The following is a 553-nucleotide window of genomic DNA, read 5'->3' as shown; positions in this document are numbered from 1 at the left end:
TAAAGATATAGCGAGTCGAGTTGTCTCGGTGAAGCAGGTCAATGAATTTCGCGATCTTTGGATTATCGATGTGCGTGAAAACGAAGTTGCCAGGCCGATTTTGCTTGGTGTACGAGACGTATTCGTCATGAGTACTCTGGTTGATGAACACAAAGACAGGGATTCCATGATCCAGAGCTACTTTGTATTCATTGCTCGTGATCGAATACATCTTCTCTTCCGATGCGCCGAGACTTGGACGTCTTTCTGAGGTGCTTCCGTAGTTGTTCTTAATAACAAGGATCAACATTGAGCACTCTGGAATCGCTGCGTAGCATGATTCCTCTAGGTGCTTGCTTGGCTCGAAAGCAATGTCTCCGAATTCGAACGCCACCGGTTCGAAGTCCATGTCGGAGATGAATTCGCTTAGCTCTTCCCTGGTTTGCTGCAGGTCGCGAAAAGTTGAGCTGATAAAAACTTTAGGGCGCGGCATGGCTATCCTCCAAAGTACGAGTTGTTAACTCTGTTTCGGCGCAGTTTTGCACAAGAGCTTTGCACTCTAATGGTGTATCAC

General features: G+C 46.8%; 1 protein-coding gene. It reads right to left on the bottom strand.

What is annotated here, in order from left to right; genetic code table 11:
- Window positions 1-472: DUF4062 domain-containing protein (locus AC1DU6_RS35355; protein ID WP_477863250.1), on the bottom strand; the 472-nt coding region annotated here is incomplete at its 3' end.
- Window positions 473-553: the final 81 nt, after the last annotated feature.

Source organism: Roseateles sp. P5_B10 (genome assembly GCF_056400485.1).
Note: the sequence above shows the minus strand (reverse complement) of the source record. Positions and strands in the feature narration are given on the sequence as shown.